Source organism: Brevibacillus sp. YAE8, assembly GCF_057543335.1.
The window spans coordinates 21,942-29,823 of record NZ_BAAIYG010000038.1; the positions used below are offsets into that span (position 1 = coordinate 21,942).

Below are 7,882 nucleotides of genomic sequence, written 5' to 3' on the forward strand. Positions count from 1 at the left end.
CAGCCTTAGTTGCACTTATACTCGACAAGAAAGGCCAGCCCGAAAACATCGGCTGACCATCCGCTGCAAAAAGCAAGCCGCCTGCTTCCAGGTGGCTTCTCTTCTCTTGTATTTCGTTTTTACGGCCCTCGCTACAGCTCGCTCTCTCTAAGCTTGACCACTGCCTGCGCGCGATTGCGCACTTGCAGCTTGGCGTATATTTGGTGGATATACACCTTGACCGTCCCGATCGTCAGGTGCAGCCTGCTCGCAATCTCTGCGTTGGACAGCCCTTCGCCGATCAGCGCCAGCACTTCGGCCTCCCGCTCTGTCAGCTTGTCCAGCTCGGGCGATACCCGAATTTGAATGTCGAGGGCGGGAAATTCTTTTTCCATCATCTTGAGCAGCCGCGCTATATAGGCCAGCTCTTGCTTGGAGCACGCCTTGCTTTTGTAGAGCGCATAGAGCATCCGGGCGACTTCCGGCCCTTCGTCCAGGAAAATGCGCACGTAGCCTTCCGGCGCAGCCAGCACGACGGCCATGCGGATGCACTCGGCTGCCTCGTGGTGCTTTTTCTGGTTGCGATAAGCCTGGCTGAGCAAAATCAACGTCTCGATCCGACTCCCCAGCCGATCCTTCAGCTCTGTCTCATGTTTCAGACGGGTGAGCAGCTCACAAGCCTCGCTCTCCTTTTTCAAATACAGGTACACACGCGCCAGCGTCAGCCGTTCAAACTCATGCCGGGAATGCGCAAGGTCCTTCCGCATTTTTTCAAATTCCGCGAGCCATCGCTCCACTTCGTCCCGCCGATTTTCCTCCATCCATAGCCGGACACGAAACGCATCCAAAAAAGCGATCCAGTGCGGCGGCGCTTTCCGCTGGCGGCACAGCTCGGTAATTTCCTCGATCGGCAGCCACAGCTCTGACTCGCGGCGCTCCGCCTTTCTCCAACGCGTCAACACCAGATAGGCCGGGACCAGCACGCCGAAATTCATCGTGTTCATCCCGAGTTGAAGCGCGCGTTGCACAAAGTAGGTCAACTGTTCGAACTCGTTCTGCTCGTAGTACAGCTCTGCCATCACGATCGAGCCATACGCCAGAATCCCCAGCCCGCTGTGCTTCCAGATCATCCTGAGCTTGGGGTAAAACTCGTTCACCTTGGACAAATAGCCGCTCAACGCCACCCGGCTGCGCAGCACGAAAGCCTCATCCCAGTTCAGCTCGACCCCGACGATAAAGTAGCGGCTGAACTTCGGTTTCATTTTGACCGACTCTTCCAGGTAAGTAAGCGACAGCTCGATATTGCGCAAAATCAACTGCATGTAGCCGCGCAGCACGCATATTTCCACCCGGCAATCGTCGAGGCTCTCGGGATTGGCGTGCATGTTGTCTTCCGCCAGGTGCACTAGCCCCTCCGCCTGCTCCAGTTCGTCCGACAGCGCATGCATCCAGGCAAAAGCGATGCATAGCTCGGGATGCTCTTTGAGCCAGGCCGTGTCAAAATGCTTCATCCATCTGCGCAAGGTAACGTTTTCATGCTGCTTCAGCATCCACGGAGCATGCTCGACGATCATCCGAGTCGCACAGGCCCTGTCGTTTCCCATAAGCGCGTGCTCGATGGCTTCCATCGGCCAGCCGTGGCTTTCAAACCATTGGCTGGCCGCAACATGCAAGGCAGGCAGTTGCTCGCTGTATTTTTTCCGCAAATGGGCATTCAGCAAATCCGCAAACAAATGATGATAGCGATACCACTCATTGACCCCATCGAGCGGCACGACAAAAGAGTTGGTGCGCGCAAGCATCTGCAAAATAACGTGCGCCTCCGGTTCCTTGGCTACCGCTGCGCACAATTCCCCTGACAGCCGCGGCAATATCGACGTTTTCAGCAAAAAATGCTGGACTGGTTCCGGCAGCCGCTTCAATACTTCTTCCGTCAAATAATCTACCACGTATTTGTCGTTTCCGGAAAAGCTGTGCAGCTCGACAGCAGAAGCGGCCTTCCCCTGCATGGACAAAGCGGCCAACTGCAAGCCGGCAATCCAGCCCTCCGTCCGCTTGCTTAGCAGTTGAATCACTTCGTACGACAAGTTCAGCCCCATCAGCTCATTAAACAGGCGGTGGCATTCCTTTTCATTGAAGCGAAGCTGCTCAGACCCCAGTTGCCCAAGCTGCTTGCGGACACGCAAACGATGCAAGGACAGCGGCGGCTCTTCACGCGTGATGAGGATGACGTGCAAAAAAGGTGACGCATGCTGGAGCAAAGTTTGCATGCCTTCGTGAATCGAAGGCTCCTTAATCAAATGGTAATCATCCAAAACAAGATAATAATCGGTATGAATCGCGGCGATTTCTTCCAGCAGGACAGATAGCAAATGATCGGCTGACGCCGTGTACGACAGATCAAGCGACGCAGAAGGCTCCCGGCCCGCTTCCTTCTGCCCTGCGCTTATTGCTTTTGCCAGGTAACGCCAAAAACGGGCGGGATCGCTGTCCGATTCATCCAAGGAAAGCCACCCGGCGGGCTTGCCAGCACTCGAAATCCACTGGCTCACGGCTGTTGTTTTGCCAAACCCTGCCGGAGCGCATATGAGAATCACCCGGGCCATCCCGACCTCATCAATTTCTTCCACCAACTGGTGCCGATGCAGCAAGTCCGAACCGTATGTAGGTATATGAAGCTTCGTTGCAATAAGTGGACTGTACGTCGCTTGATCCATGTGCATCTCCCTGCCTAAAAGAAAATGACCTCGCAAAAGAGCAGACATTTGTCCCGCTCGAAAAATAGGGACATTGTAATTATGTGGAATCCTTCCGAACAATGCAAGTAACCTGACCTTTTTGAAAATGACGCCACGCAGACACAAAAAAGCCCTCCAACCAGAGGGCTCTTGAACGACCAGCTATTTCCTTGATTAAATCGTTGCTCCCGAAAACCAAAAATACCCTCCTGTCGCTACTGCCACGATCAATAAGATAGCGAAAAACCATTTTGTCATCCGCAAGTTTACGTATGACCCTTCCCACCACAATGTGATATAGGCGACGGTCCCCAGAACTAACACAGCGATAAAAGCAGTCATGCCACTATTCATAATCAATCACCCGGTATATTGGTTTTTCTTCAATCCAGCACTTGCTCACTTACTAAAGCGGACTCCCCAATCGTGCGTCCCCTAACTTTTGGTAGGTTTTTGCCACCAGAGGAGAGGTTGCAAACAAGAAAAATTTGACAGGAAGATTTATACAGTGATTAAATGTTATTTGTTTACATTTTTGTTGGAGGTGTACAATTTTGGAGCATCAATCATTGCCGCAGGCTGATTCCTCACTGGTTTCCCCTCCCCCGCAACCGGACAGCTCTTTTCCGGCAGGGCCAAAACCGATGGGGGACATCACGCAAACTTACGGGGCCTCGATTTTTTTCCGGCGCTGGGGGGCGCACGTCATCGACTACATCCTTTTAATTAGCTTTCTGTTCGGAACGTTTGCCTTATTGGGTCGATCCAGCAAAGATTCCTCCGCTCTCGTCTTCCTTCTCGTCCTCACTCTCGGCATCTTAGGCTACTACGTTCTGCTGGAAGGTCTGACCGGATATACGATCGGAAAATTCGCCCTTCGCATTAAAGCAGTCAACGAGCGCGGGCGGCCGCCAGGAGTCGGGAAGTCAATACTCCGCTCTTTGATCCGGATCGTAGAGACCAACCCGCTGCTGCTGGGCGGATTGCCTGCAGGGATCAGTGTGTTGGCCACAAAGAAGAAGCAGCGGCTGGGCGATTTGGCGGCCAATACATTCGTCGTAAAAGTAAAAGATTTGGATGGCGAGAGCAAAAAGTCCGTCACCTTGTATGCAGTCGTTTTCGCAACGCTGGCACTATTTTCTCTTCTAATCGGCATTTTCGGAATAGCCTCCATCGCCAAAAGCTCGCCTGAAAAGAAAACCTTTTTCAGCCCGGACCAGACGCTGCAAATCTATGCGTACTCAGACTGGAAAGCCAACAGCAGCCTGCACCCGGAGGCAGTCATCGCCCTTTCCAACAAGAGCGCGGACAAGCATCTGATCGTGATCGCCGATCCAAAAAACGAGCTGGAGAGTCCGTTCACTTTGCAGCAATACACAGAATGGGTAGAGACAAACCTTCTCGGCGACTTGTCCGAGCCGTCCGTCGGCAAGCCCGTTCGTCTCACCGTCGACGGTCACCTCTCCGCGCAATTTACAGCGCAAGGAACCTTCGAGGGACAAAAAGTTGCCTATCTTGTTACCGTTGTGGAAACATCCACGCATTTTTACCAGATCATGTGCGTGACGCAGGCAAGAAAGTTCGCCGATCTTGAAGCTGAGTTGAAAGAGATTAGCTCCAGTTTTCATGTTGCGGGGAAGACTGGGTCGTAATGGAAAGTTTCTGGTAATAGTGGTCTTGCCGTGATTTGGTGAAGGCAGAGGAGCATCTGAGCCAATCGGGTAGGAGGGAATGACTAACTCCCGTCCTTTCACACCACCGTATGTACCGGCTGGTCGCGGTTGGCACTCAGAGTCCCAACAAGAAGGGGAAGCGTCCAAAAAGGCCAATACCGCTAACGTGTTATAATCAAAAAATTGCTATATCAACGTTTCTGACAGACAAAAGGGGCGTCTCGAAATCGAAAAATCGACTTTTGAGACAGCCCCATTGATTGGTAACTAATCGAAATACTCCTTTTAATTTCTTGTGTCCTTGGTTGCGTCACTTAATTCCATTTTTTCTTTCTCGAATTCTTCAAGTAATTCTTGTGCGGACTTACCTGATGCAAACTTCCCATTCCCCGAAAGCTCATTTTCCATCCGTTCAATGAGCTGTTTTCTTTTCTCAATCACTTCCAAGACCTCGACCACTTTTGGATCATCGAGATTCACGTCTTCAACATTTTCGCCTTTATAAGAGTTTTCATGAATGAGTGTCATTTGTTTGAAGGCGCTAAGTTTCCTCTTTAATACCTCTTCCGGATCTTCAGGATGCAACTCTTTTTTCAGTTTACCGACTTCCCACGATAAATCTTTTACTTTTTGTTCCTGTTCGTCGGCATACTTCTTATTCAAGGCTTCTTCTTGTTTGTTGAATTCCCTCTCCATCTGGGCTAGACGTTCTTCTTTGGAAGGTTTATCGGCATACGCGTCAACTCCAATGATGCCTAACCCCAGAATGGCTGCAGCAGACAAAAATAACACATGCTTCTTGTTCAACTTGCGCATATAATCATCTCCATTCGACAACAATCTGTCGCTATTTTCTGATCTCTATCGTAATAACATACGCACCACCATAATCGAGCCAATCGCTTAACCGCAAATCTGTTCCCCAATAATAATCTTCGTCATTAATAGAATGTTGGGCCATATAGACGTCACCATCTTTAAACTTGTGTACGACTTGTGAGTGTACTGTCCTTCCGTTTTTATCAACATATTGAACAATATCCCCAGTATTTAAATCTTCATAAATATCATCAAAATTTTTTTGTGCGTCCTGAACTGAATATTTTTTGGCTTGATAAGCAAATTTCCCTCCGGAACCATTCACTACAGCCCAGTGCTCCCGAAATTGATGGGCTCCAGTCCAAGATGATGTACGCGATTTTTTATCATTCGTATTTTTCGGAACATGTGGACCGTAATAATACCAATCCTTTTGGTTCCTATTATACCCAACAGTACCATGAAAATCCAACCTTCCTCCTTCATGCAATACCTGAGAAACAAAGTTTGTGCAATCGCCGCCATCGCCGTTGCTCCCGTAATTTGCGTATTTTTTGTTTCCAGGTCGCTCAGCATACTTTTCAGCATATTTTTTTGCTCCGCTACGATCATAATCTTTATTGGTTGAGGAACTATTGGTAAACAAAGTTTCCGCAGCCATCGCTTGTCCAGTTACTAAGGTGGATGCTAAGCACACAAGTGTTAGTGACTTTTTAAGAACATTTCTCAAACGGGCTCATCTCCTTGGAATAAACTTTTCGAATCCTCAACATGAACACAAACGGTCGGAAAAATTCTTTATAATCCCTCTTGTTGAAAAAAATGGAATTACTCGTTGTATAGAGACGATTATTCCTTACAAAAAGTTACATATTTTTTGTAATAAGCTTATTCCAGTTTTTAGTTCCACTCCGTGTGGCTTCGCGTTACGACAGACTAGAATAGTCATTCTTGTTGTTTATATACATTACGATATGCTGTGTTTAGTTGCTTCTTCGGCGTGATCGTGGAGGATCTAGGATGCGTACCCCTCCAAAATGATGGGATGTTTCCAACAGGCGTTCTTGCAAGATCATTGCATCGTCACATTTTCTTCCGCCAATTCTTCATATGCTGTAAGTGAGCGTTCCAACAAGTCGGGTGTTGAACTCCATATAACGAGGTGTAGGTTAGGGAACCGGTTTCCTCGTAGATGTGCGAATTTCGTCGAAGTGGTTTTTATGCTACGTTCTGATTACGCCCCACTGTTTAGTGGTGTTCATTGATTAGATGGTCATTGCAAGAAAATCGCAAGACTCTATACTTTTTGATTGAAGATCTTGCTGCCCGACAAAAGTGCCACTGCGAGGCCAAAAGTGCTTTCCGAGATGATAACCCGTTCCATTCTCCACTTTTCCCTTCGTTCGATTCCGATAGGGCTTGCAGTCACAGTGGCTGGCAAAGCCAGCGAAACCCTTGTTACAAATCGCCCTACCATTGTCATCTCGACCAGAAAAAACTTTGCGACACACCCCCAAAGTACTGCCAAGCCCGAAGATGACATCCGATGAGAGGTTCCAGCTTTTCGTCCTCCGTAGATTCTCCATACATCATGCGTAAATAACCCGGCACCATGACGAAAGCGTAAAAGTACGGATGAAATCCATAAAAGAATCCAACTTGCTGGGACGTGGCTTGAGAATAGGATAGCTCTCGGCGTTTCTTACAGGAGCCATTTTCGAATCGTTTTTCGATCCCGTCTCCTCTCTTCAACAATGTGGGTAATACTCATACCTTTCAGACGCATTTCTTTGCTCACAAAAAACTCCCCATTCTTCACCATCTTTACTCTCATTCCGGAGAGTCTGTCGGCTTTTTCTGGGGAATTTTAAACCGCTGATATGATATTATCCCCTTTGAGTAGACAGTGAAAAAAGCCCAAGCATATTGGCTTGGATGGTACACTGATACGTGGAGGGGATTTTCTTTGGCTAAAAAGGGACAGACATTTATGAGGCATTCTGAGGAGACGAAACAAAGAGCAATCGACCTTTACGAAAAAGGTGGGCTTAGTTATCAAGCTGTAGCCGATGCTCTTGGGATTCGCAGTTCTACTCAAATAAAGAACTGGGTTGGGAAATTCCATAACAACGAAACGTTACTGGATCAGCGTGGGAAGCATGCGGCTTCTCATCCTTTTATTGGTCGGCCTCGTACGAAGTTTTCCAGTGTAGAGGAAGAACGAGATTATTTGAAAGCGCAGGTAGCGTTCCTAAAAAAGCGCAATCCAAATCTATTCGGGAGGGATCATTCCGAAAGTAAACCGCTTTGAAATCATATCCTCACTGGAGAACATGTGCCCGATTACCTGGTTGGTGAAAATCGCACAGGTATCTCGTGCAGGATATTACAAGTGACGAAACACCGAGGAAAAACGCAGAGAGCGACATCTACAAGAGATGAATCTGAAGGAGCACATCGTAGCCATCCATCTGAAATGTCCCTTTTACGGTTACCCACGGATGCAAATTGCTTTGAAAAAAGAGGGATTCATTGTCAATCACAAACGAGCATACCGTCTTATGAAAGAACTCAACATTCAATCAACCATCCGGAAGAAACGTCGTTATTACAGCAGAAAGGCATCCGTAGTCCAGCCGAATCGAGTGGAACGTCATTTCAAGGTGGAGCAAC

6 protein-coding genes are annotated in these 7,882 nt (G+C 48.4%); 3 read left to right on the forward strand and 3 right to left on the reverse strand.

What is annotated here, in order from left to right; all coding sequences use genetic code 11:
- Positions 1 to 131: 131 nt before the first annotated feature.
- Positions 132 to 2,696, reverse strand: a complete 2,565-nt coding sequence (locus AC27IT_RS25655) for a winged helix-turn-helix domain-containing protein (RefSeq protein WP_340673672.1) — start codon at positions 2,694 to 2,696, stop codon at positions 132 to 134.
- A 575-nt stretch (positions 2,697 to 3,271) separates the two neighbouring features.
- Here AC27IT_RS25655 and AC27IT_RS25660 point away from each other — a divergent pair.
- Positions 3,272 to 4,369, forward strand: coding sequence for an RDD family protein (locus AC27IT_RS25660; protein WP_051353949.1), 1,098 nt, complete (start codon positions 3,272 to 3,274; stop codon positions 4,367 to 4,369).
- A 306-nt stretch (positions 4,370 to 4,675) separates the two neighbouring features.
- Here the strand turns inward: AC27IT_RS25660 and AC27IT_RS25665 are convergent, their stop codons facing one another.
- Positions 4,676 to 5,206, reverse strand: coding sequence for a hypothetical protein (locus tag AC27IT_RS25665; protein WP_283858322.1), 531 nt, complete (start codon positions 5,204 to 5,206; stop codon positions 4,676 to 4,678).
- Positions 5,207 to 5,237: 31 nt separating this feature from the next.
- Positions 5,238 to 5,939, reverse strand: coding sequence for an amidase domain-containing protein (locus AC27IT_RS25670; RefSeq protein WP_487092164.1), 702 nt, complete (start codon positions 5,937 to 5,939; stop codon positions 5,238 to 5,240).
- A 1,236-nt stretch (positions 5,940 to 7,175) separates the two neighbouring features.
- Between AC27IT_RS25670 and AC27IT_RS25675 the strand changes: the two genes are divergently transcribed.
- Together AC27IT_RS25675 and AC27IT_RS25680 are read left to right on the forward strand one after the other, a co-directional pair.
- Positions 7,176 to 7,520, forward strand: a complete 345-nt coding sequence (locus tag AC27IT_RS25675; RefSeq protein WP_487092165.1) for a transposase — start codon at positions 7,176 to 7,178, stop codon at positions 7,518 to 7,520.
- A 127-nt stretch (positions 7,521 to 7,647) separates the two neighbouring features.
- On the forward strand, positions 7,648 to 7,882 hold a 235-nt coding region (locus tag AC27IT_RS25680), incomplete at its 3' end, for an IS3 family transposase (RefSeq protein WP_487092166.1).

What these genes read in the sequence shown, in the direction of transcription:
- AC27IT_RS25655 (WP_340673672.1), bottom strand. Translation starts at nt 2,696, where the DNA reads ATGGATCAAGCGACGTACAGTCCACTTATTGCAACGAAGCTTCATATA.
- AC27IT_RS25665 (WP_283858322.1), bottom strand. Translation starts at nt 5,206, where the DNA reads ATGCGCAAGTTGAACAAGAAGCATGTGTTATTTTTGTCTGCTGCAGCC.